Below are 22214 nucleotides of genomic sequence, written 5' to 3' on the forward strand. Positions count from 1 at the left end.
TCCCTGACGCTGTTGTGTCACCGATACGTAGGAGTACGCGTGTCTTCGATTCTGTATTCGATCGGCCGCTGGGCCTTCCGCGCCCGCAAGCTGGTCGTATCGCTCTGGATCGTCCTCCTCGTCGCCCTCGGCGGCGGCGCCGTGCTGTTCAACCAGGGCACCGACAATACCTTCAGCATCCCGGGAACGGAATCGCAGGAGGCGCTCGACACGCTCAGTCGGACATTTCCGCAGGTCAGCGGCACGTCGGCACAGCTCGTGGTGGTCGCTCCGAAGGGCGAAACGGTCACCGAGCCGGGCATCCAGCAGCCGGTCGAGAACACCGTGGCCGAACTCAAGAGGCTCGACGGCGTCTCGGGGGTCACGTCTCCGTACGACGACACCGTCACAGGCTCGATCTCCGACGACGGGTCGGCCGCGATCGTCACCGTGCAGCTCAAAGGTCAGATGACGACCGTGCCGGCCGAAACGAAGACGGCGCTCACGGATGCGGGGGCTGCGCTCCAGAAGCAGCTGCCCGACGGGTCGCAGGCCGCGGTCGGCGGCGCACTCTTCTCCCAGAGCCTGCCGACCCTCAGCGTGACGGAGTTGCTCGGCGTCGGGATCGCGCTGGTCGTGCTCATCCTCACCTTCGGATCCTTCATCGCCGCCGGGATGCCGCTGCTCACGGCGCTACTCGGCGTCGGGCTGTCGATGGCGCTGATCTTCATCGCGACCCTCTTCGGACCGATCTCGTCGACGACACCGCTGCTCGCCCTGATGCTGGGCCTCGCCGTCGGCATCGACTACTCGCTGTTCATCATCTCCCGGCATCAGAGCCAACTGAAGTCGGGAGTCGACCCAGAGGAGTCGACGGCCAGGTCGGTCGCGACGGCCGGGTCGGCGGTTCTCTTCGCCGGCATCACCGTGATCATCGCGCTCGTCGGATTGTCGGTCGCGAACATCCCGTTCCTGACGACGATGGGCATTGCGGCCTCGGCGGCGGTGGCGATCGCTGTGCTCATCTCGCTCACGCTCACCCCTGCCCTCCTCGGATTCGCGGGCTCGCGCATCACTCCCGGTCGACGCGCAGCCAAGCGGGCCGCGCGCAAGGCGGCCGCAACGTCCGCGGCGGAAGGTCGCGAGCTCGAGGCACCGAGCCCGAGCACCACTGCCGCCCCCACCCTCGCGCACGCCGCCAAGGCCGACGTGCCCCCGGGGTTCTTCCGCGGCTGGGTGCGCGCCGTCACACGCTTCCCGATCGTCACGATCGTGGGAGTCGTCGCCGTGCTGGGCATCGTCGCCATCCCCGCGGCCCAGCTCCGGCTCGCGCTTCCCGACGCAGGCTCACAGGCGGCGGGCGAGCCGGCGCGGGTGACGTACGACCTCGTCTCCGAGCACTTCGGGCCGGGCCACAACGGCCCGCTGATCGTCACGGGCTCGATCATCCAGAGCACCGACCCGGTGGGACTGATGACGAAGATCGGCGATGAGATCGCCGCCATGCCGGGCGTCGCCTCCGTTCCCCTCGCCACTCCGAACCAGACCGCCGACACGGGGATCATCCAGGTCATCCCCACCACGGGCCCGGACTCCGAGAAGACGGCGGCGCTCGTGTCGGAGATCCGCGCTCAGCACCAGCACTTCCTCGACGAATACGGGGTCGACCTCAAGGTCACGGGCAACACGGCCGCGCAGATCGACGTGTCGAGCCGGCTGGGCGGGGCATTGCTGCCCTTCGGCCTCCTCGTCGTCGGGCTCTCCCTCGTGCTGCTGACGATGGTGTTCCGCTCGATAGCGGTGCCGATCAAGGCCGCGCTCGGCTACCTGCTCTCGGTCGGCGCCGCGTTCGGTGTCGTCACGATGGTGTTCGAGTGGGGCTGGTTCGGGGATGCGCTCAACGTCGCCAAGGAGGGCCCGGTGATCAGCTTCATGCCGATCATCCTGATGGGCGTGCTGTTCGGCCTGGCGATGGACTACGAGGTGTTCCTGGTCAGTCGCATCCGCGAGGACTATGTGCACGGCGGGAACGCCCGGCGGGCGGTCGAGAGCGGATTCGTCGGCTCGGCCAAGGTCGTCACGGCTGCGGCGATCATCATGATCTCGGTGTTCGCGGCCTTCGTGCCGGAGGGCGACAACTCGATCAAGCCCATCGCGCTCGGACTCGCCGTCGGCGTCTTCGTCGACGCGTTCATCGTGCGCATGACACTCGTTCCCGCTGTGCTCCAGCTGCTCGGCGAGAAGGCGTGGTGGATGCCGCGGTGGCTCGACCGCATCCTGCCCTCGTTCGATGTGGAGGGCGACGGCCTGCAGAAGGAGCTCGACCTCGCCGACTGGCCCGAACCCGCCGGACGGTACATCGCGGCTGCCGAGGGCCTGGGGTTGAGCGCCAAGAAGCGTCGTGTGTTCGGCGACGTGTCCTTCCGCCTCGGTGACGGCGACGTGCTCGTGGTGCACGGCGACGACCGCACGGCCACCTCTGCGCTGCTGATGGCCGTGACCGGGCGCACCAAGACCGAGACGGGCATCCTCAAGGTCGCCGGCTACGTGCTGCCGACTCGCAGCGCCGCGGTCCGATCGCGCACCGCGGTCGTGCGTCTCGGCATCACCGAGACGCCGGTCGAGGATGTGCGGCGAGCGCTCCAGGGAACGCCTCAGGTGCTGGCGCTGGACTCCGCCGACGCCGTCACCGATCCTGTCGAGCGCCGGCGCATCCGGTACGAGCTCGCCGATGCGCTGAGCCGGGCCCGGATCGACGGGCGCCCGTTCGCCCTCGTCGTCAGCTGTGTCGAGCCCGACGGACTGGACGACCTGCTGCCCGAGAGCACCGAGCCGAGCTCTGTGCACCTGACCGGCACGGGACCGTCCGCTCCCCCTGTCCACGCCCACCGTTCGACCGAGAAGGCCAGCGTCTGATGTCCACCTCCCCCTCTCCGCTCCGCCGCCCCCGCTCGCTGTTCTCGCTCGAGAGGATGCGCTCCGAGCGACGCGTGACCTGGCTGACCCTGGTCGGCATCCTGATGGTTCCCCTGGTGATCGGCGGCTTGCTCGTCTGGGCCCTGTGGAATCCGACCGAACGGCTGAACGATGTGAAAGCCGCGGTCGTCAACCTCGACCAGCCCGTGACCGTCAGCGGTCAGACCGTTCCGCTCGGCCGCCAGCTCTCTGCCGGCCTCCTCGACGGCAGGAACGACAACTTCACCTGGGTGCTGACAGACCAGAAGGATGCGGCGAGCGGTCTCTCCGACGGCTCGTACGTCGCCGTGGTCACCATCCCGAAGGACTTCTCGAAAGCGGCGACCTCCCCCGCGGGCGCGGCTGCCGATGCGACGCAGGCCACGATCGACGTGCAGACGAGCGACTCCTCGAAGCTGGTCGACCCCGCGATCAGCCAGACCGTGACGACGACCGCGACGAGCGTGCTCAACAAACAGCTCACGTCGACCTACCTCGAGAACGTCTACGTGGGCTTCAACACGCTGCACGATCAGATCGCCCAGGCGGCGACGGGCGCGTCAGCGCTCTCCGGCGGAGCATCCCAGCTCGCCGGCGGCCTCCACCAGCTCGCGGATGCGGGCGGCCAGCTCGCGACCGGCACGTCGGGATTGTCCTCGGGCATCACGAAACTCTCGGGAGGAGTGTCCGGGCTCTCGGGAGGTCTGTCGAAGCTGAGCTCGCAGACCAGCGGACTCCCCGCACAGACCCAGCAGCTGGCCGGGGCGGCCGGCACAGCGTCGACGACGCTGGACCGCGCGACCACCGGGATCAACGCGATCATGGCCGACTGCCAGACGGACGCCGGGGCTGCAGCGGTCTGCGCCAAGCTCGCGGCACAGCTGACCGACCTCAACACCGCCGACGCGTACGCCAAGGGTGTCGCCTCCGGCACGTCGCAGCTGGCGACCGGGATGCCCGCGCTCACGAGCGGAATCGCGCAGAGCGCATCCGCGGCCTCGCAGCTCGCGGGCGGAGCGGCCCAGTCGGCGACGGGTGCGGCGCAGCTGTCATCCGGTGTGACGCAGCTGAGCCAGGGGCTCACCCCACTCGCCGCGGGCGCCGACCAGACCAGCGCCGGCGCCGCGTCCCTCGCCTCGGGACTGCAGACCGCCACCCAGAAGCTTCCGAGCTACTCCAGCGGCGACCGCTCGAACCTGGCGTCCGTGGCCTCCGAGCCGGTCACCCAGAAGACCGCAGCCGATCAGGCGAGCGGATTCGGAAAGTCGAGCATCGCCCTGTTCGCCGCGGTCGCGCTGTGGCTGGGCGCGCTCGCGACCTTCCTCGTGCTGCAGGCGGTGTCGCGGCGGGCGATCCTGACGACCCGGGCATCCGGGCGTATCGCCCTCGACGGATTCGTTCCCGCCGCCGTCATCGGCGCCCTGCAGGGCGTGCTCGTCGCTGGAATCATGCAGTTCGCGCTCGACCTCGATCTCGGACACTGGTTCGGCTTCGCCGGCATCGCGGTCGCGGGCGGTGTGGCGTTCGCCGCGGTCAACCACGGTCTCGTCGCGCTTCTCGGCGGGGTAGGACGGTTCTTGTCGATGCTCGTCGTCGTCATCACCCTCGCATCCGGCATCATCTCGACCGTCCCCGGCTTCTTCGACTCCGCGATGCAGGTGCTGCCGACGTCGGCGGCGATAACGGCCTTCCGGGGTGTCGTCGAGTCGACGGATGCGGTCTGGCAGGGGCTCGGCGGACTGCTGCTGTGGGCGGCGTTCGGGTTCCTGCTCGCCCTGATCGCCGTCGCCCGCAAGAGGATCGTCCGGGTCGCGCAGCTGCTCCCCGCCGAGTGACCGGTCGCGGCTATACCGCGAACGCGAACGCCGTCGCGGCCAGGCCGACGGTGAGCGGGGCGACGACCAACCCGAGCAGCATGTAGCGCCGCCAGGAGATCTCCACATCGAGAGCGCTCAGGCGCTGGTGCCAGAGGAGGGTCGCCAGCGACGCCCACGGCGTGATGAGCGGGCCTGCGTTCACGCCGATCAGCAGGGCGACCAGGCGCACAGGGGTGTCGGCCACGGGCTCGAGGGCGAGGTAGGCGGGCAGGTTGTCGATGACGTTGGCGCCGAGCATCCCGGTCCCCGCGAGCCTCAGGAGCGCTGCGGGCGACTCCCCCGATCCGGAGACGGTCGCCAGCACGGTCGCCAAACCGATCGAGTGCAGGGCCTCGATGAACAGGAAGAGACCCGAGGCGAGCACGATCAGCTGCCAGGGGAGCATCCCGAACCGCAGAACGGACGGGCGGCGAACCGCGAAAAGCACGACGAGCACGATGGCGGCAGCGCTTGCCGGCAGCCAGACGGGCAGTCCCGAAAGGAGTGCGGGCAGTAGGGCGATCACGACGGCGGCGCTGCACCAGAACAGGACGTCGTCTTCGATCGGATCGCGGGCCTCCGGTGTGTACCGCTGCATCAGTGGTTTGCGGAAGACGAGGAACACAGCGATGGACGGCACCACGATGGCCACCGCGGCCGGAACGACCGTGAGCGCCGCGAACTCCAGCGGGCTCGGGTTGCCCATGGCGTGCTGAGCGAGCAGGTTCGTCAGGTTCGAGACCGGCAGCAGCAGGGATGCGGTGTTCGCCAGCCACACGGTGGTCAGCGCGAACGGCAACGGGCTCAGCCCGACATGGCGCGCCAGCACGATCACCACCGGAGTGAGCAGCACCGCCGTCGTGTCGAGCGAGAGAAAGATCGTGCTCAGCGTCGCGACCAGCACCACGAACAGCCAGAGCAGCCAGGCACGGCCCCGGCCCCAGCGGGCCGTCTGCTGCGCGAGCGCCGTGAACACTCCGGCTTCGGCGGCGAGCTCGGTCACCACTGTCACGGCGAGGACGAACAGCAGGATGGGCCACACGCGATCCCAGAGCACGCCCACGTCCGCCAGCGGCAGCAGTCCCGTGGCTACGGCGACGGCTCCGAGCAGGAGCAGCACGGCGCCGACGAGGGCTGTACGCATCCCGGTCCTCTCTCGACGGCTGGTCCGACTTTAGACCGCGGGGTACGGTGGGGACGAACCGAAAGGATGCGGATGCGCAAGTTCATTTTCAACGGCGCCGTGATCAGCGCGGTGTTCGGTCTGTGGTCGACGATCCAGGCGTCCAAGGCCGGCCCGCGCGACTGGCGGATCGTGCTCGGCTGGGTGAATGCGGGCATTGCACTCGCCATTGCGATCGGAACGGTCGTCCAGGAGTCGAAGGAAGCAGAAATCAACGACAAATCGCGCTGATCACGCGGCGTGTCCCACGTTCCGCACACCGAACGTCCAGGAGACTGTTAGCACGTAGTGTGAACAACCTGGAAGGGATGCGCGATGTTTGGTCGTAGGCGGCACGCCGCCGCGGTACCGGCGGCTCCGGTTCCTCAATTGAGCGAGGCGCAGATCCTCGAGCTGGTGCACGACAAGGTCGCCGAGCTCATCGGCGAGCGCGGCGAATGGACCGTTTCGCGCCGCTCCCAGGACGACACCGACACGATCTTCCACTCCGTGCTGGCCAAATCCGTGACCCTCACGATCGCCACAGCCCTGTTCGACGCACAGCGCCGACTCGAAGCCGGTGAGACCGTCCTCGACGACGCCGTCCCCGAGATCGTCAACGCGCCGCAGCACCTCGCACCCGAAGTCGAGGCCGAGCCGGCCGCATCCGTCGACGACCAGGACAGCGAGCCCGAGACCGGTGAGCCGGCCGCATTCGGCTGGGAACCCGCACCCATCACGGTCTGGACCGACCTGCGCAAGCCGGTCACCGGCGAGATCCCCGCGATCCTCCCCCAGCGCACAGCCGCCTGACCCTCGCCGTCCCGGTTCCTTCGACCCCGAACCGACGGTCGACGTGCGCTCACCCGAGCGGCGGCCACGCCGTCGGCCCGCTCGATCCTGCAGGGTACTCATCGAGGGGCACTTTGTTCTCGGCCCAGGCCGCGAGGATCGGGTCGACGATCCGCCAGCACTCCACCGCCGTGTCGCCTCGAACGGAGAGCGACGAGTCGCCGTCGAGGATGCCCGCGATCACCTCGCCGTACGCCTCCAGCTGACCGGGGCCGAAGTCGACGGTCAGTGCGGCACGATCGATGTGGAAGGGATCACCGGGTCCGTTGACATTGAGCTCGAGCGCCATGACGTCGGGCGCGAGCATGAGACGGAGCTTGGTCGGCTCCTTCACACCCCGAAGCCCGGTCGGTACATGCGACGCCTGGCGGAAGGTGATGACGATCTCGCGGCGGCGAAGGCCCAGGGCCTTGCCCGAGCGCAGCGTGAATGGCACGCCCGCCCAGCGCCAGGTGTCCACGGCGAACGTCGCCTCGGCGAGCGTCTCGGTGTTGCGCGACGGGTCGACCCCGTCCTCGTCGACGTAGGACGGAATCTTTTCGCCCTCGATCGTCCCGGCCGTGTAGCGAGCACGTCTGGTCGAGCGAACGGGATCGTCGTCGACCAGGTGGGTGGCGCGCAGGACCAGCGCCTTCGCATCCCACAGGTCCTGTGCGTCGAGGGTCGACGGAGGCTCCATGGCGAGCACGGCCATCACCTGCAGGAGGTGGCTCTGGATCATGTCGACCAGTGCTCCCGCCTGGTCGTAATACCGTGCGCGGCCCTCCAGTGCGAGCGTCTCGTCGTAGACGATGTCCACGCGCTCGATGTGCTCCGAATTCCAGACCGGTTCGAAGATGCGGTTCGCGAAGCGCAGTCCGAGCAGGTTGAACACCGTGGAGCGTCCGAGGAAGTGATCGACGCGGTGGATCTGCGACTCCGGGACCAGTTTCGTCAGCTTGTCGTTCAGCGCGATCGCGCTCTTCTCGTCGGTTCCGAACGGCTTCTCGAGAACGAGGACCGTTCCCTTCGGCAGCTCCAGCTTCCCCAGTTCGGTGCAGGCCTGCGCCGAGACGGCGGGCGGGAGGGCGAAATAGAGCGCTGTCACTCCCGTGCTCGCGTCGAAGATGCGCTGGAGGTCGACAGCGGAGGTCGCGTCGGCCTGCACGTATTCGGCGTTCTCCAGCACCGCATCCACCGCCGGGCCCGACGCCTTCACCGTCTTGAACGACGCGCGAACGATGGAGCGCCAGTGCGCACGCGTCCACTCGTGCGTGCCCGAGCCGATCAGGTGCAGACGTCTGTCCGGTTCACTGGTGAGGAGCTGACCGAGAGCGGGAAGGAGGAGCCTGGACGTGAGATCCCCGGTAGCTCCGAGAATAACGAGAGTGGACACCGCTTGCGTCATGCCCGCAACAGTACGTCCATACTGGAGGAGTGTCACTACCGATAGAGGACTATGCCCTGATCAGTGATTGCTTCACGGGGGCCCTCGTCGGCAAAGACGGCAGCATCGACTGGCTGTGCCTGCCGCGCTACGACTCGCAATCCCTCTTCGGCGGTCTGCTCGGCACGGAGGACCACGGCCGCTGGCTGCTTGCGCCGACCGACGCCGCGGCGACCTCCACGCGCAGCTACGAGGGCGACACGATGATCCTCGTCACCCGCTGGACGACGCCGACCGGCGAGGTCGAGGTGACCGATGCGATGCCGATGGGCGACGGGCGGGCGGATGTGCTGCGCCGGGTGCGCGGGATCACCGGCACCGTGCGCATGCAGCAGGACCTTCGCTTGCGGTTCGGGTACGCGACGGCCATCCCGTGGGTGCGCAAGGACCACTCGGAGCATCCGCCCTCGCTGATCGCCGTGGCCGGGCCGGATGCGGTCGTGGTCCGGGGCGCCGCACTGCACCCCACCGACCACAGCCACGCGGGCGTGTTCGACATCGAAGCCGGTGAGACCATCGATCTCAGCCTCACCTGGTTCCGGTCCCATCGCACGACTCCGAAGCCGCCCGACGTCGATGCGGCGCTCGAGAACACGCGCTCCTGGTGGCTGAAATGGGCGAAGGAGGACATGCACGAGGGACCGTACCGCGACGAGGTCGTGCGCTCGCTCCTCATCCTGCGGGCCCTCACCCACTTCCAGACCGGCGGCATCGTGGCGTCGGCCACCACCTCTCTCCCCGAGAGTTTCGGCGGCGAGCGCAACTGGGACTACCGCTACGTCTGGCTCCGGGATGCGTCCCTCACCATCTCCGTGCTCCTCGCGCACGGCTACAACGACTACGTCGACCACTGGCGCAACTGGCTGCTGCGGGCGATCGCGGGCGACCCCGCCGACGTGCAGATCATGTACGGGCTCTCCGGGGAACGCGACCTCGCCGAGCACGTGCTCGCGAGTCTGCCCGGCTATCAGGGCGCCGCACCGGTGCGCGTCGGTAACGACGCATCCAACCAGTTCCAGGCGGACGTCATCGGCGAGGTGATGCTGGCGCTCGACCACGGTCGGCTGAACGGAGTCGAGGAGACACGGTTCTCCTGGGCACTGCAGCGCGCGTTGATGGGGTATCTCGAGGAGCACTGGCGCGAGCCGGACCACGGCATCTGGGAGATCCGCGGGGAGCCCAAGTTCTTCACCCACTCCCGCGTGCTGGTGTGGGCGGCGTTCGACCGGGCGGTGCGGGCTGTCGAGGAGCACGGGCTCGACGGACCGGTCGACCGGTGGCGCAAGCTGCGCGAAGAAGTGGCCGCCGATGTAGAGGCGAACGGGTTCGACCCCGAGCGCAACACCTATGTGCAGGCGTTCCACAGCACCGAGGTCGACTCCTCCCTCCTCCAGCTCGCCCAGGTGGGCTACTGCGACTGGGACGACCCCCGGATGCTCGGCACGGTCCGCGCCATCGAGGAGGACCTCCTCACAGACGGGCTGCTGATGCGATACCGCACGGAGACCGGCGTCGACGGGCTGCCGCCGGGCGAGCATCCGTTTCTCGCCTGCTCGTTCTGGCTGGTCGAGCAGTACGCCCGGTCGGGTCGCCAGGACGACGCCTGCGCTTTGATGGATCGCCTGGTCGGGTTCGCCAACGACGTCGGTATGCTCTCTGAGGAATACGACGTCTCGAGCGGCGCTCACGTCGGGAACACTCCTCAGGCCCTGACGCATCTGACGCTCGTGCGCGCGGCCGATGCTCTCGCCGAAGTGGCCGGCAGGGAGTGACCTCCATGGCCTCGACGTCCGACCCGCACACCATCGAAGACACCGGGCTCAGCGAACGGATCGAGCTTGGCTCACCGTGGGTGACCATCGTCTGGAACGATCCGGTCAATCTCATGTCGTACGTGACGTACGTCTTCGAAACGTATTTCGGCTTCCCGCGCGCGGAGGCACAACGGCTGATGCTGATGGTGCACGGCGACGGCCGCGCCGTCGTCGCCACCGGCACCCGCGAAGAGATGGAACGGCACGTCGAGGCGATGCACGACTACGGGCTCTGGGCGACGCTGACGAAGGCGGACGCATGAGGGACTTCCGGCGCGAGAACGACGGATGCGTCTCCGCGGTCTTCGAACCGGAGGAGGTCGAGATCGTGGTGCAGCTCGCCACGGAGAGCGGCGCGCTCGCCCGGTCGGCGCAGGAGGGAGCGGAGCTGCGGACCGACCCTGCGCTCATCCGCCTGCTCCCGGACGCCTACCCCGACGATCCGGCAGCGTCCGCCGAGTTCCGCCGCTTCACGACGGGCGGCCTGGCGGAACGCAAAACCCTCAACGCGCAACTCGTCGTCGAGTCCCTCGCCCGCCCCGGCGACGCCGAGGTCGAGGTGCGGCTGGACGAGGCGGGAGCCACCGCCTGGCTGCGCGCCATCACCGACATCCGTCTCGTGCTCGGCGCCCGGCTCGGTATCGTGCAGGACGGCGACGAGGGCGAGATCCATGACGACGAGACCGCGCTGATGCGCGCCGTCTTCGACTGGCTCGCCTACGTGCAGGACTCGCTGGTGCTCGCGCTCAGCCGCGAGTAGGCGTCTGATCGGCGATATCCGCCGCGCTCGACCGGCCTAGACCGGGAACCGCACCGCCGCGGCGACGGCTCCCCCGCCCGGAACGTCTTCAGCGCGCAGGGCGTAGACCTTCGCCTTCGAGGCGAGCGAGCGGCGCAGGATCTCGTCGATGACACCGTAGTTGCTCGGCTCGTCCTCGTCGGCGAAGGTGACCACGCCTGTCTCGTCGTCGATCGTTCCTGGGACCCGTTGATCGATGTCGACGATGAGGATCTCCACGGCACCGTACGTGGCGGCACGGGCGATGTCGCTCAGGTCGACGAGGGCTGTCCCTGCGGCGACGCGGGCCTCGAAATCCTCTTTCAGCTTTGCGATCTTGGCGGCGTAGACCTTGTCGAGCACCAGACGGGCGGCCGTGGCGAGCTCTTCTTCGGTCTTCTCCTCCGGGTTGCCCGTGATGACCTCGTCGACGAGGTGCGGGTAGCTGTTCGCCCCGCGGAAGATGCCGATGAGGGGTTCGGCGGCGGCGAGGATGAGCGGCTCGGTCGAGTTGGCCAGCAGCGGATGCAGGGCGCGATCGATCGCCTGCACGTATTCGAGCATCCGAACCTTCTGCCCCTCCGAGCCCTGGATGCGTCCCTCCCCGTTGCGGCTCACCGAGGTCTTCCCGACGACCGAAGCGACATCGGTGGGCAGTCCGGGGACGTCGACGATCGTCGCCGGCGCTTCGGGCGAGACGGTGATCAATCGCACCGAATTGCCCGCGAGGGCGAGGATGAACGCGGTCTGCGGAAACGTCGTCGCACGCAGTAGCGGCTTCACGTAGAAGCGGTCGGCGACGTCGCACGACGAGGTCAGGCGATTGGGCAGGCGGAAGGTCTCACTCACCTCTCCGTTGAGGAACACCGCCAGCGAGCGTGACTGGTACCTCCAGAAGTCGCGGTCCTCGAGGATGGTCTCGCCTTCGCGCTGGATAGCGGCGATCCGCTGCTTCGGAACGTCGTGTTCCTCAAGATTCCTGACGGCCAGCGCGAGGTGGTTCTTGAACTCGATCCTCGCGCGATCGGCCTCGGCCGGGGTCGTACCGGTGGGCAGATAGATCGAGACGGACCCGGGCTCTTTGAACGCCGAGATCCTCTCGATGTCGGCCTTCGTCGGGATGTCTTTGTATTCCATGAGCAGCTCCCTCGGTCGTCGGTGTCCGGTCCCGCCAGTCTCCTGCGGTACGTCTCTCGTTGACAACCCCCGAAAACGCGCCTACCGTGAGCTAAACCGGTTTAGACGACAGGAGCGCAACGATGCGAAGCCTCACCCATCACCCCGTCCTGCGACGTGCAACCGCGTCCGCGGCGCTCGTCGTGGGCACGATCCTGGCGGTCACAGCGGTCCCCCTCGGTGCTGCCGCCGGCACGCCCGCCACCGGGTCCACCCAGTCGGCCAGCACATCCGCCGCCCCGAAGCTCACCAACCTCGCGCACCTGAACTTCCTGCTCGACACCGTGCCATTACTGCCGGATGTCGCGGGTCACACCACGTACCGGCAGAGCGCCGAGCCCACCGCCCGGGCTCCGTGGGTCTACGCCGACCGGCAGGCCGACGGCACGTTCACGCGCGTCGGCGGCGGCCCGATAACGGATGCGGCGAAGGGCTGGTACGCGCAGGGCGCCTTCGACGCCGACGACATCTCCCGCGCCGCCGTCGTGTATCTGCGCGACTGGGCGCAGAACCGCACCCCCACGAGCAAGCAGGCCGCCTACGATCTGCTCCGCTCGCTCACGTACCTGCAGACGAGCTCCGGACCGAACGCCGGAAACGTCGTGCTCTGGCAGCAGTCCGACGGCACGCTAAACCCCAGTGCGATTCCGGTCGAGGTGCCTGACCCGAGCGATTCGGCCGAATCGTTCTGGCTGGCGCGCACGGTCTGGGCTCTCGGAGAGGGCTATGCCGGATTCCGCGCCAGCGACCCGGCATTCGCATCGTTCCTCCAGCAGCGGATGACCCTCGCACTCGGCGCCCTCGACAGGCAGTCCCTCGCGGCATACGGGCGAACGGATGTCGCCAACGGCGTTCGCGTTCCCTCCTGGCTTCTCGTTGGCAGTGCGAGTGCGACGTCCGAAGCCGTCCTCGGGCTCAGCGCCTACGTGAAGGCGGCGCCGGGCGACCGCACGGCGTCGACCGCGCTGTCGCGCTACAGCGAGGGCATCGCGCGTCTCGCGAGCGGCGGAATCGGTCAATGGCCGTTCGGCGCGCTCCTTCCGGAAGCGAACTCGCCCACCTTCTGGCACGCGTGGGGCGGGATGGAGCCGGCCGCGCTCTCGACGGCGGCCACTGTGCTCCGCCGCAGCGATTTCCAGCGGATCGCGGCCGCCGATACGGCGCAGTTCACCGCGCAACTCCTTGCTACCGGCGGTCCCGTCAACGGCTGGACCCCGACGCCCGCCGATCAGACGCAGATCGCCTACGGCGTCGACTCGCGCGTGCAGGGCCTCCTCGCCGTCGCGGACGCCACGGGTGCTGCCGGACTCACCCAGCTCGCCGGAGTCCAGGCCGCCTGGTACTTCGGCGCCAATCCGGCCGGGGCGCCTGTCTACGACCCCACGACAGGCGTCTGCGTCGACGGCATCGGCGGGGACGGGATCGTCAACCGCAACTGCGGGGCCGAATCGGTCATCCACACCGAGCTCTCGATGCTGGCGCTGGATGCGCATCCGGCCGTCGCGAAGATCGCGACAGCCCTCACCTCGACCACGGCGACCGACGGGCTCACGGTCGCCGAGGCCGAGAGCGGCACGTTCACCGGCTCTGCCGCGATCGTGACGCCGCCGTCGGCGTGGACGGGCTCGGCCAACTGGTCGGGTGGCGCGTACGTGCAGGCGAAGTCCGGCGATACGGTCACGATCACGATCCCGGCCACGACCGGCCCGGTCAGCATCCTGCCGATCGCGAACCTGGGCAGCGGGAGCGGGCGCACCGACTGGACGGTCGCGTCCGGAGGCAAGAAGGTGTCGCTCGGCTCGTCCGACAACGCCCGACCGGCCCGACAGGGAATCGCGCCGACCACCGTCTTCCTGCTGCCGCAGACCCTGCGCGGCACCGCGAACCCGGGCACCACCACACTGACGGCGACCGTCCATGGTTCGGTGCAACTGGACGCCGTGCTCGTGCAGCCCGTCGTCTCGCACCTCGGCCTCGCCGGCGCGGGCACTGCGCTCGACGTCTACGTGAACGGGACCGACCGTCAGACGCGCCGTCAGCTGGCCGACCACGGCTCGGTCGTGGTCACCCGGTTCGACCGGTACGGCCGGCAGCTCGGCTCGCCGACCCGCACCGGCGGCAACGCCGCGATCGCGATCGAAGCCGGCGGCTTCACGACGGTGACCCCTCGATGAACGCCGCGCACGTCACGATCAACGACGTCGCCCGGGCGGCCGGCGTGAGCAAGGGTCTCGTCTCGCTCGCGCTCAACGGCCGCCGCGGGGTCTCTCCCGAGACGCGGGACCGCATCCTCGCCGCGGCTCAAGACCTGGGCTGGAACCCGAACCCGAGCGCCCGCGGGCTGACGACGCGTCGCGCATACGCGCTCGGCCTCATCCTGCGCCGCGACCCTCGCACGATCGAGGTCGACCCGTTCTTCCCGGCATTCATCTCGGGTGTCGAGACCGTCCTCTCCGAGAAGGGGCAGGTGCTCGTGCTGAGCGTCGTGCGCGACCACGAGTCCGAAGCCAAGGCGTACACGCGTCTCGTGGCCGACAAGCGCGTCGACGGGTTCCTGCTCACCGACCTGCTCGCCGATGACGACCGCATCCGGCTTCTCGAATCGCTGGGCACGCACGCCGTGTCGCTCGGAGCTCCGACCACGACGAGCTCGTTCCCTGTCATCACACGCGACTACGACGAGGGCATCGACGCCCTGATGGCGCACCTGGTCTCGCTCGGCCATCGCGAGATCGCCCACATCTCGGGCGACGAGCGGATGCTGCACGGCCGCCATCGCCGCGACCGCTACGAGCACGCGATGCGCGAGGCGGGGCTCGAGCCGCTCGTGATCTCCACCGACTTCTCGCCCGAACAGGGCGCGGAGGCCACCAAACGCCTCCTCGACGGTCCACGCCGCCCGAGCGCGATCGTCTACGGCAACGACCCGATGGCGGTCGCCGGGATGAGCGTCGCCCACGAACGCGGACTGAACCTTCCCGGGGACCTGTCGATCACCGGACTCGACGGATCCCAGATCGGCACCTACGTCTACCCCGCCCTGACCACCCTCGACAACGACCCGACCGAATGGGGCATCGCCGCCGCCACAGCGCTCCTGCGCCTCGTGGAGCTCGGCGAATCGGACGATGTCACCCTGCCCCCCGCAGGGCTCGTCGTCCGCGGCTCGACCGCCGCACCGGCGAACCTCGCCAAGACCCAGCACTGAAAGCAGACAAGGGAAAGAACCATGCAAAGACGCAGAATCATCATCAGTATCCTCACCGCAGGAGCCATAGCCGGCACTCTCGCGGCCTGCGGCTCGAGCGGCGGCGGCACCACCGACGCCATGAAGGCGAAGGGCCCGATCACCATCTGGTACTCGAACAACGAGCAGGAGGTGCAGTGGGGCAAGGCGATGGTGTCGTCGTGGAACTCCGCGCATCCCGACGAGCAGATCAAGGCTCAGGAGGTCCCGGCCGGCAAGAGCACCGAGGAGGTGCTCGGCGCCGCGATCACTGCCGGCACGACCCCGTGTCTCGTGTTCAACAACCTGCCCGCCGTGACCGGCCAGTTCCAGAAGCAGGGCGGCCTGGTCGACCTGTCGAAGTTCTCCGACGGCGACTCGTACATCAAGGCGCGCAGCGGCGCCGGCGCCGACCAGTACAAGTCGGCGGACGGCGACTTCTACCAGATGCCGTGGAAGCAGAACCCCGTGATGATCTTCTACAACAAGGACATCTTCGCCAAGGCCGGGCTCAATGCGGATGCCCCCGACCTGTCGACCTATGACAAGTTCCTGGCAGCGGCCAAGCAGATCAAGTCGAGCGGCGCAGCGCCGTTCGCGATCTACCCGGCGCCGACGAGCGAGTTCTTCCAGCCGAACTTCGACTACCTGCCACTCCTCGCAGCGCAGACCGGCGGCAAGGGGATGATCGAGAACGGCAAGGCGACCATCGACAGCGCCGACGGCCTCGAGGTCGCGAACTTTTGGCGCAGCATCTACAGTGACGGCCTCGCCGGCAACGAGCAGTACCAGGGCGACGCGTTCGCCGACGGTAAGGCCGCCATGGCGATCGTCGGCCCGTGGGCGATTGCGTTCTACGGCGACAAGGTCAACTGGGGCTCGGTGCCCGTTCCGACCAAGGACGGCACTTCTGCCGACAAGACCTATACGTTCCCGGATGCGAAGAACGTCGGCATGTACACCTCGTGCAAGAACCAGGGAACGGCCTGGGACGTGCTCAAGTTCGCGACCAGCAAAGACCAGGACAACAAACTGCTGAACGTCACCGGTCAGATGCCGATCCGCGCGGATCTCGCCACTGTCTACGCGGACTACTTCGCCGCGCACCCGGCCTACAAGGTGTTCGGCTCGCAGTCCGAGCGGACGGTCGACGACCCGACCGGACCGAACACGGTCGCGCAGCTCCAGGCTCTTCGTGACGCGTACACGAAGTCGGTGATCTCCGGTTCGGGCAGCGTCGACGATGCGTTCAAGGCGGCCGCCGACAAGATCGACAAGCTGCAGACACAGGGCTGATCATGTCGACCCTCAGCACGAACCCGGCGACCGGGGGCAGCAAAGCCTCGGCCGCCGGGGGGAAGCCCGCACGACGCGGTAAGCGGCCGAACCAGGCACCGCATCCGCTGCGCATACGCATCTTCGGCCGCAACCCGCTCGGCTGGCTGTTCAGCGCGCCGTACCTCGTGTTCGTGATCGTAATCTTCGCCTACCCGCTGCTGTTCGCGATCTACATGTCGTTCTTCGACTACTTCTTCGCGGCACCGGGCGCTGTGGTCGACCGCCCGTTCGTCGGGTTCGACAACTATGTCAACGCGTTCACCGACCCGGCCGTGCTGCAGTCGTTCGTGAACGTCGGCATCTTCCTCGTGATCAACGTGCCGCTGACGGTGGTGCTCAGCCTGGTGCTCGCCAGCGGGCTGAACAGCATCAAGCGGTTCCGCACCTTCCTCCGCGTCAGCTACTACGTGCCGTATGTGACGGCGAGCGTCGCCATCATCGGCGTGTGGCTCTTCCTCTTCAACGGGGACGGGCTCGTCAACCAGATCCTCGGGCCGCTGGCTCCGAATCCGAGCTGGTTCGTGAATCCGACGCTGGCGATGCCGATGATCGCGATCTACGTCACCTGGAAGCAGCTCGGGTTCTACATCCTGCTGTACCTCGCGGCATTGCAGAACGTGCCGACGGAACTGTATGAGTCGGCGGCGACGGATGGGGCCGGTCGCCTCCGTCAGTTCTTCTCCGTCACCGTGCCCGGGGTGCGCCCGGCGACCGTCCTGGTCCTCCTCCTGTCGACGATCATCGGGGCCAACCTCTTCACGGAGCCGTACCTGCTCACCGGCGGAGGCGGGCCGAACGGCGCCTCGACCACGCCGGTGCTGCTGATCTACCAGCAGGGCATCCAGCAGGGGCACCCGGGGTACGCGGCCGCAATCGGCATCGTGCTCGTGGTGGGCGTGCTCATCATCGCCTTCCTCCAGAACCGATTCGCAGGAGATCGAGACTCATGACGACCACAGCAGCACGCGCATCCGGTGCCGGCGCCAAGCCGACGCGTCGCCGCAAAACCGACCTCGGATCGCCCCGGTCACTCAGCCGCGGTCAGGCGATCCTCCAGGGGATCGTGCTCACGATCGGGGCCGTCGCGTTCCTCTTCCCGTTCTACTACATGGTCATCGGATCGCTGCAGGCCGCTCCCGACACCACGCTGGCCGGCGCCTTCCCCCATCCGGCGAACATCACCCTGAACAACTACGTCAACATCGACGCGCGCATCAACCTGTGGAGCGGCCTCGCCAGTTCCGGGATCTTCACCGGCGGCGTGATCCTCTGCACGGTGCTGTTCGGCCTGCTCGCCGGGTACGCGCTGTCGATCCTGCAATGGCGCGGCCGCAGCACGACGTTCGCGCTGGCGCTGCTGGTGCAGGTGATCCCGTTCCAGTTGCTGATGGTTCCGCTCTACGTGCTCATCGCGCGCAACTACGGGCTCGCCGACAACTACCTCGGGATGATCCTCCCGTTCGCCATCAACTCGACGGCGGTGCTGATCTTCCGGCAGTACTTCCTGCAGATCCCGAAAGAGCTGTTCGACGCCGCGAGGATCGACGGGGCAGGCGAGTTCGCAATCCTTCGCCGCATCGCCCTCCCGCTGGTTCGGCCCGCCCTCGTCACCGTGCTGCTCCTCACGTTCATCGGCCCGTGGAACGAGTTCCTCTGGCCGTTCCTGATCACCAAGGAGGCGAGCATGCAGCCGCTGGCCGTGTCGCTGGCGAACTACATCAGCACGGTCGCCGCATCGACGACCAACCCGTACGGCGCGATCCTGGCCGGCGCTGTGGTGCTGGCCGCGCCCGTCGTCGTTCTGTTCATCGTCTTCCAGCGCTACTTCACGTCGACCGACATCGGCTCGTCGGTGAAGGGATAGGACCCTGTGACCACCCACCTGAACCCCGTCGACCGCGAAGCCCTCGCGGCGAGCTACGCAGAAGCGCTCACGCACACGAACGCGCTCACCGATGTCATCTCGACCGATCAGTTCTCGGCCGAGTATCCCGAGCGTCCGGACTGGGCGATCGGTCCGTTCGCCAGGGACGCATCGCTCACCTTCCGCCTCGAGGGCCAGTGGGACGATCCCACGGGTATCGGCTGGACGAGCGACTCGATCTTCAACCCGACCACGATCGAGCGCGGAGATGAACTGCACCTGTTCTACCGGGCGTCCCCGCGAAAGGAGTCGACGGCCAGCCGGATCGGACACGCCGTTCGGCGGAACGGCGAGTGGGTCGACTCCCCCGCGAATCCGGTGATCTATCCCACGCTCGAGAACGAGGCCCTGGGATGCGAAGACCCGAAGATCTACGCGGTCGACGGACGCTACGTGCTGTTCTACAACGCGATCTGGCGCACTCCCTCGGGCGAGACCGCGTGCGACATCATGGTCGCCGTCTCCGACGACCTGGAGCGCTGGGAGAAGCTCGGCCTGGCCGTGCCGTACGACGTGTCGCAGTTCTGGGCGAAAGGCGCAGTGGTGCCGCGGGATGCATCGGGCGGCGCCGTGCGCATCCGTGGCGAGTACCTCATGTTCCTGTCCGAGGGATGCGGCGGGCGCCCGATGGTCGGGCACTCCGACGACCTGATCTCGTGGCGGTACGAGGAGCAGCCGTACCTCGACCTCGCGCCGCTCCGCGGATCCCTGCACGAGGTCGCGTGCGCGGCCGTCGACGGCGGAGACCTGGTGCTCGACTTCTTCTACGCCGACGAGAACGGCGACTTCGCCGCCGCCCAGGCCCTCTACTCGCCCGACGATCCCTTCCACCAGCTGGCCGTGCACCGAGACGGCTCGCTCGCCTGGGGCGGACTCCAGAAGCTCGACGGCGACTGGGCCTTCGCTCAGGGCTGGGATGCACCCCCGTCGTCCCGCGAGATGTACTTCTATCGATCGAACCAGAAAGCACCACAATGAGCTCCCCCGAAATGTTCCCATACGCTCTGACCCGCGCCGGTGTCGTGATGACGCCCGAACCGGGCAACCCCCTCGAGGTCGAAGGCGTGCTCAACCCGGCGAGCGGCCGCGGACCGGACGGCGAGCTGTACCTGCTTCCCCGTCTCGTGGCCGACGGCAATGTCTCGCGGGTCGGGCTCGCTCGCGTCCACGTCGATGGCGGTGTGCCCGCATCCGTCACCCGCGAGGCCGTCGTGCTGGAGCCGGAGCGCGAATGGGAGAAGGGCGCGCACAACTCGGGAGTCGAAGACCCGCGGGTCACGTTCATCCCTGCCCTTGGACTGCACGTGATGACCTACGTCGCCTTCGGTCCTCTCGGCCCACGCACCGCGGTGGCGACGTCGGCCGATCTGCGCACCTGGCGGAGGCTCGGACCGGTGTCGTTCGAGTACGACGACGAGCTCGGCGTCGATCTGGGGCTCTACCACAACAAGGACACGGTCTTCTTCCCCGAACCCGTCACCGCACCGGATGGCACCCCGAGCCTCGCGGTGCTCCACCGCCCGGTCTGGGAACTCGGCGAGGTACGGCCCGGCGAAGGCAACCGTCCTCCCGCGACCGTGCCGGATCCGCGACCGAGCATCTGGATGGCCTTCGTGCCGCTGGATGCCGTGCTCGCCGACCATCGCGAACTCGCACGCTGGCGGCAGAACCGATTTCTGGCCGGCCCCGAGCATCCCTTCGAGGAGCTCAAGATCGGCGCGGGACCGGCACCGATCCGGGTTCCCGAGGGCTGGCTGCTGCTCCACCACGGCGTGACCGGAGTCATCGTCAACTCCATGGCCCAGCAGCAGAACGTCAACTACGGCGCCGGCGCGATGATCCTCGACGGTGCGGAACCGTGGCGGGTGCTCGACCGCACGAGCGCTCCCCTGCTGTCGGCCGAGACCGAGGATGAGCGCAGCGGCATCGTGCCGAACGTGGTGTTCCCGACCGCGATCGAGGAGGTGGACGGCCAGACCTTCGTGTTCTACGGCATGGCCGACTCGAAGATCGGCGTGGCCAGGCTGGATCGGAGATCCGTTTCTGCGGAATGATGTCGAGGATGGCGGTTCCCGTTCGTGTAGAGAGCGAGAGAAACGGAGAACATCATGACCCAGTACCTGCTCAGCGTCTATCAGCCCGACGGCCCTATCCCGTCGCCTGAGGCGCTCGCCACGATCGGTGCCGACCTCGACGCCCTCAACGACGACATGCGCGCCGCGGGCGTGTGGGTCTTCTCGAACGGACTGCTGCCGCCCAGCTCGGCCACCACGCTGAGGCCGCGAACCGAGTCGGTGGGCGACGTGCTGATCGCCGACGGTCCCTTCGCCGAGGGTAAGGAACACCTCGGCGGGTTCACGATCATCGACGCGCCCGACCTGGATGCGGCACTCGCGTGGGGCAAGCGGCTCGCCACTGCGACCACCCTGCCCATCGAGGTCCGGCCCTTCGCCGGCTGACCCGGAACCCGCACCGGTGGACGCGAAAGAGATCGATCGTGTGTTCCGTGCCGAGTACGGCCGATCGGTCGCCGTGCTGTACCGCGTCTTCGGTGATCTCGACATCGCCGAAGACGCGGTACAGGATGCGTTCACGGCCGCGGTCGAGCGCTGGCCGGCCGACGGGATCCCGCCGAGCCCGGCCGGCTGGATCATCACCACCGCCCGGCGGCGAGCCATCGACCGCCTGCGCCGCGAGGCGAAGCGGAACGACCGCTCTGCCGCGGCCGCACTGCTTCACGAGCAGAACGCCTCCGAGCCGCTCGCTGCCGGAGCCGATCCCGAGGAGTCTGCCGTGGACGACGACCGCCTCCGGCTGATCTTCACCTGCTGCCACCCCGCCCTCGCGCCGGCCAGCAGGGTCGCGCTCACGCTGCGCCTTCTCGGCGGACTGACGACCACGGAGATCGCCCACGCCTTCCTGGTTCCCGAACCCACGATGGCGCAGCGGCTCTCCCGGTCGAAGGCGAAGATACGGGATGCGCGCATCCCGTATCGAGTACCCCGAGACGCCGACCTGCCCGAGCGTCTGCGTTCGGTGCTCGCCGTCGTCTACCTGATCTTCAACGAGGGCTACAGCGCCACAGCCGGCGACCGCCTCCTCCGCGGCGAACTCTGCACCGAGGCCGTGCGGCTGGCGCGGCTGCTCGCCGCACTGATGCCCGACGAGGAGGAAGTGCTCGGTCTGCTCGCCCTGCTCCTGCTCATCGACGCACGGCGCGACTCCCGGGTGGGCGCCGACGGGCAGCCGGTACTCCTTCCCGACCAGGATCGTTCGAAGTGGGATGCGGCACTCATCGCAGAAGGGCAGGAACTCGTGCGCCACTGCCTGCGCCGCAATCGGCCCGGGCCGTACCAGGTCCAGGCGGCGATCCAGGCCGTGCACAGCGATGCCCGCATCGACGGCCGCACGGACTGGGTGCAGATCGTCGTGCTCTACGACCAGTTGCTGCGGCTGCAGCCGAGTCCGGTCGTGACCTTGAACCGGGCCGTCGCAGTCGCGGAGGTCGACGGGCCCGCCGCCGGTCTCGCCCTGGTCGACGAGCTGGGCGCGACAGCACCCACCCTCACCCGGCTCTCGCTCTTCCACTCGATCCGGGCGGACCTCCTCCGGCGCCTCGATCGCACGGTGGATGCGACTCACGCCTACGAGGCGTCCATCGCGCTCACCGACAACGAGGCGGAACGCGAATTTCTCACGCGGTCCCGCGCATCCCTTCCGTAGCCGCC

Annotated in this window: 19 protein-coding genes; 16 read left to right on the plus strand and 3 right to left on the minus strand. The window is 68.2% G+C overall.

The window, feature by feature from the left end; genetic code table 11:
- The first annotated feature begins 39 nt into the window (after window positions 1–39).
- Together ACFVV0_RS06255 and ACFVV0_RS06260 are read left to right on the plus strand one after the other, a co-directional pair.
- A complete protein-coding gene (locus tag ACFVV0_RS06255; protein ID WP_387059863.1) occupies window positions 40–2895 on the plus strand; it encodes an MMPL family transporter in 2856 nt (951 codons plus the stop codon).
- On the plus strand, window positions 2895–4769 hold the full coding sequence (locus tag ACFVV0_RS06260) for a YhgE/Pip domain-containing protein (protein WP_387059866.1): 1875 nt from the start codon (window positions 2895–2897) through the stop codon (window positions 4767–4769). The genes ACFVV0_RS06255 and ACFVV0_RS06260 overlap by 1 nt, the downstream gene beginning before the upstream one ends.
- 10 nt (window positions 4770–4779) lie before the next feature.
- On the opposite strand, the gene ACFVV0_RS06265 is transcribed toward ACFVV0_RS06260, so the two are convergent.
- Window positions 4780–5934: an SLC13 family permease gene (locus tag ACFVV0_RS06265; RefSeq protein ID WP_387059869.1), complete on the minus strand. Its 1155-nt coding sequence runs from the start codon at window positions 5932–5934 to the stop codon at window positions 4780–4782.
- Between the two features lie 72 nt (window positions 5935–6006).
- Here ACFVV0_RS06265 and ACFVV0_RS06270 point away from each other — a divergent pair, with 72 nt between their 5' ends.
- Both ACFVV0_RS06270 and ACFVV0_RS06275 read left to right on the plus strand, forming a co-directional pair.
- A complete protein-coding gene (locus tag ACFVV0_RS06270; protein ID WP_387059872.1) occupies window positions 6007–6204 on the plus strand; it encodes a hypothetical protein in 198 nt (65 codons plus the stop codon).
- Window positions 6205–6288: 84 nt separating this feature from the next.
- Window positions 6289–6765, plus strand: a complete 477-nt coding sequence (locus ACFVV0_RS06275) for a hypothetical protein (RefSeq protein WP_387059875.1) — start codon at window positions 6289–6291, stop codon at window positions 6763–6765.
- 49 nt (window positions 6766–6814) lie between these two features.
- Here the strand turns inward: ACFVV0_RS06275 and ACFVV0_RS06280 are convergent, their stop codons facing one another.
- Window positions 6815–8191: a glucose-6-phosphate dehydrogenase gene (locus tag ACFVV0_RS06280; RefSeq protein WP_387059878.1), complete on the minus strand. Its 1377-nt coding sequence runs from the start codon at window positions 8189–8191 to the stop codon at window positions 6815–6817.
- Between the two features lie 29 nt (window positions 8192–8220).
- Here ACFVV0_RS06280 and ACFVV0_RS06285 point away from each other — a divergent pair, with 29 nt between their 5' ends.
- Genes ACFVV0_RS06285 through ACFVV0_RS06295 form a run of 3 tightly spaced genes read left to right on the plus strand, consistent with a single transcriptional unit; the run spans window position 8221 to window position 10804 of the window.
- Window positions 8221–10002: a glycoside hydrolase family 15 protein gene (locus ACFVV0_RS06285; protein ID WP_387059881.1), complete on the plus strand. Its 1782-nt coding sequence runs from the start codon at window positions 8221–8223 to the stop codon at window positions 10000–10002.
- A gap of 5 nt (window positions 10003–10007) precedes the next feature.
- Window positions 10008–10307, plus strand: a complete 300-nt coding sequence (gene clpS, locus ACFVV0_RS06290; protein WP_387059884.1) for an ATP-dependent Clp protease adapter ClpS — start codon at window positions 10008–10010, stop codon at window positions 10305–10307.
- Entirely contained in the window at window positions 10304–10804 is a 501-nt protein-coding gene (locus ACFVV0_RS06295) for a DUF2017 domain-containing protein (protein WP_387059887.1), read from the plus strand. The genes clpS and ACFVV0_RS06295 overlap by 4 nt, the downstream gene beginning before the upstream one ends.
- 36 nt (window positions 10805–10840) lie before the next feature.
- On the opposite strand, the gene ACFVV0_RS06300 is transcribed toward ACFVV0_RS06295, so the two are convergent.
- Entirely contained in the window at window positions 10841–11959 is a 1119-nt protein-coding gene (locus tag ACFVV0_RS06300) for a hypothetical protein (RefSeq protein ID WP_387059890.1), read from the minus strand.
- Window positions 11960–12081: 122 nt separating this feature from the next.
- Here ACFVV0_RS06300 and ACFVV0_RS06305 point away from each other — a divergent pair, with 122 nt between their 5' ends.
- From ACFVV0_RS06305 to ACFVV0_RS06345, 9 genes are read left to right on the plus strand one after another with little or no spacing between them, the layout of a single operon-like run.
- Entirely contained in the window at window positions 12082–14172 is a 2091-nt protein-coding gene (locus tag ACFVV0_RS06305) for a hypothetical protein (RefSeq protein WP_387059893.1), read from the plus strand.
- Window positions 14169–15206: a LacI family DNA-binding transcriptional regulator gene (locus ACFVV0_RS06310; protein ID WP_387059897.1), complete on the plus strand. Its 1038-nt coding sequence runs from the start codon at window positions 14169–14171 to the stop codon at window positions 15204–15206. The genes ACFVV0_RS06305 and ACFVV0_RS06310 overlap by 4 nt, the downstream gene beginning before the upstream one ends.
- Before the next feature lie 21 nt (window positions 15207–15227).
- The gene (locus tag ACFVV0_RS06315) at window positions 15228–16520 is read left to right on the plus strand and encodes an ABC transporter substrate-binding protein (protein WP_387059900.1); all 1293 of its coding nucleotides are present in this window, start codon (window positions 15228–15230) and stop codon (window positions 16518–16520) included.
- Between the two features lie 2 nt (window positions 16521–16522).
- The gene (locus ACFVV0_RS06320; RefSeq protein ID WP_387059903.1) at window positions 16523–17512 is read left to right on the plus strand and encodes a carbohydrate ABC transporter permease; all 990 of its coding nucleotides are present in this window, start codon (window positions 16523–16525) and stop codon (window positions 17510–17512) included.
- On the plus strand, window positions 17509–18426 hold the full coding sequence (locus ACFVV0_RS06325; RefSeq protein WP_387059906.1) for a carbohydrate ABC transporter permease: 918 nt from the start codon (window positions 17509–17511) through the stop codon (window positions 18424–18426). Before ACFVV0_RS06320 ends, ACFVV0_RS06325 begins: the two co-directional genes overlap by 4 nt.
- Window positions 18427–18432: 6 nt before the next feature.
- On the plus strand, window positions 18433–19464 hold the full coding sequence (locus tag ACFVV0_RS06330) for a hypothetical protein (RefSeq protein WP_387059909.1): 1032 nt from the start codon (window positions 18433–18435) through the stop codon (window positions 19462–19464).
- Entirely contained in the window at window positions 19461–20540 is a 1080-nt protein-coding gene (locus ACFVV0_RS06335; protein WP_387059912.1) for a glycosidase, read from the plus strand. The genes ACFVV0_RS06330 and ACFVV0_RS06335 overlap by 4 nt, the downstream gene beginning before the upstream one ends.
- A 54-nt stretch (window positions 20541–20594) precedes the next feature.
- Window positions 20595–20945 carry a YciI family protein gene (locus tag ACFVV0_RS06340; RefSeq protein WP_387059915.1) on the plus strand — a complete coding sequence of 117 codons (351 nt, stop codon included), beginning with the start codon at window positions 20595–20597 and terminating at the stop codon, window positions 20943–20945.
- A gap of 16 nt (window positions 20946–20961) precedes the next feature.
- Entirely contained in the window at window positions 20962–22209 is a 1248-nt protein-coding gene (locus tag ACFVV0_RS06345; protein ID WP_387059918.1) for an RNA polymerase sigma factor, read from the plus strand.
- Window positions 22210–22214: the final 5 nt, after the last annotated feature.

It is taken from the genome of Leifsonia sp. NPDC058230, assembly GCF_042882245.1.
Classification (GTDB): Bacteria; Actinomycetota; Actinomycetes; order Actinomycetales; family Microbacteriaceae; genus Leifsonia.

Bases quoted from the DNA above. Each gene is read 5' to 3' on its own strand.
- ACFVV0_RS06260 (WP_387059866.1), top strand. From the start codon at position 2,895: ATGTCCACCTCCCCCTCTCCGCTCCGCCGCCCCCGCTCGCTGTTCTCG.
- ACFVV0_RS06265 (WP_387059869.1), bottom strand. From the start codon at position 5,934: ATGCGTACAGCCCTCGTCGGCGCCGTGCTGCTCCTGCTCGGAGCCGTC.
- ACFVV0_RS06270 (WP_387059872.1), top strand. From the start codon at position 6,007: ATGCGCAAGTTCATTTTCAACGGCGCCGTGATCAGCGCGGTGTTCGGT.
- ACFVV0_RS06275 (WP_387059875.1), top strand. From the start codon at position 6,289: ATGTTTGGTCGTAGGCGGCACGCCGCCGCGGTACCGGCGGCTCCGGTT.
- ACFVV0_RS06280 (WP_387059878.1), bottom strand. From the start codon at position 8,191: ATGACGCAAGCGGTGTCCACTCTCGTTATTCTCGGAGCTACCGGGGAT.
- clpS (WP_387059884.1), top strand. From the start codon at position 10,008: ATGGCCTCGACGTCCGACCCGCACACCATCGAAGACACCGGGCTCAGC.
- ACFVV0_RS06295 (WP_387059887.1), top strand. From the start codon at position 10,304: ATGAGGGACTTCCGGCGCGAGAACGACGGATGCGTCTCCGCGGTCTTC.
- ACFVV0_RS06300 (WP_387059890.1), bottom strand. From the start codon at position 11,959: ATGGAATACAAAGACATCCCGACGAAGGCCGACATCGAGAGGATCTCG.
- ACFVV0_RS06305 (WP_387059893.1), top strand. From the start codon at position 12,082: ATGCGAAGCCTCACCCATCACCCCGTCCTGCGACGTGCAACCGCGTCC.
- ACFVV0_RS06310 (WP_387059897.1), top strand. From the start codon at position 14,169: ATGAACGCCGCGCACGTCACGATCAACGACGTCGCCCGGGCGGCCGGC.
- ACFVV0_RS06315 (WP_387059900.1), top strand. From the start codon at position 15,228: ATGCAAAGACGCAGAATCATCATCAGTATCCTCACCGCAGGAGCCATA.
- ACFVV0_RS06320 (WP_387059903.1), top strand. From the start codon at position 16,523: ATGTCGACCCTCAGCACGAACCCGGCGACCGGGGGCAGCAAAGCCTCG.
- ACFVV0_RS06325 (WP_387059906.1), top strand. From the start codon at position 17,509: ATGACGACCACAGCAGCACGCGCATCCGGTGCCGGCGCCAAGCCGACG.
- ACFVV0_RS06335 (WP_387059912.1), top strand. From the start codon at position 19,461: ATGAGCTCCCCCGAAATGTTCCCATACGCTCTGACCCGCGCCGGTGTC.
- ACFVV0_RS06340 (WP_387059915.1), top strand. From the start codon at position 20,595: ATGACCCAGTACCTGCTCAGCGTCTATCAGCCCGACGGCCCTATCCCG.